The organism is Buttiauxella sp. A111 (genome assembly GCF_014189855.1).
GTDB lineage: Bacteria > Pseudomonadota > Gammaproteobacteria > Enterobacterales > Enterobacteriaceae > Buttiauxella > Buttiauxella selenatireducens.
This window is the reverse complement of record NZ_BJFN01000029.1, coordinates 1-512: the sequence shown is the minus strand read 5'-3', so window position 1 is coordinate 512 and position 512 is coordinate 1. Positions and strand designations below refer to the sequence as shown.

At 56.1% G+C, this 512-nt stretch carries 1 protein-coding gene; it reads right to left on the bottom strand.

Annotated features, from left to right (window positions below; genetic code table 11):
- Positions 1-512: IS4 family transposase (locus BSPA111_RS22445; protein ID WP_183273307.1), on the bottom strand; the 512-nt coding region annotated here is incomplete at both ends.

The following is a 512-nucleotide window of genomic DNA, read 5'->3' as shown; positions in this document are numbered from 1 at the left end:
GTACACCCCACAGCTCCTGCTCCACCAGTTCCGGCTTTTTACTCCGCAGCGTCAGTCTGCTCAGTTGCATTGTCTGTTTGATTTCCCGGTAACCCAGTTCGATTTCCCACCGATGACTGTACAGCTCCGCCATCTCTCCACCCGGATAGCGCATCGCATCCGTCATCGATGTCAGCAGATGGCAGACTTTTCCTTTCCGGGTGATGGTCAACAGTCGGGCCGTCATTTCCTCTCCGAGTTCCGGCCACTTTTTCCGCGCCTGCGGGCTGGTTTTCAACCTCACCAGATGGTCGCCTTTTCCCAGCTTCTCTATTTCCTCGTACTGAGCGCCTTTCTTCAAGGGGATCATCCAGTGGCGATGCTCCCCTGCCTGCTTCCAGGCGTGCAGCAGACCCAGAGAGTAGTAGCCTTTATCCAGCAGGGTCAGGGTGTTATCGCCGGTCTGGTTTATCAACTGCTCTGCCAGCGTGTATTCACTTTCCTTCAACGTGCCGAAGGCGGCGGCCGTTAAC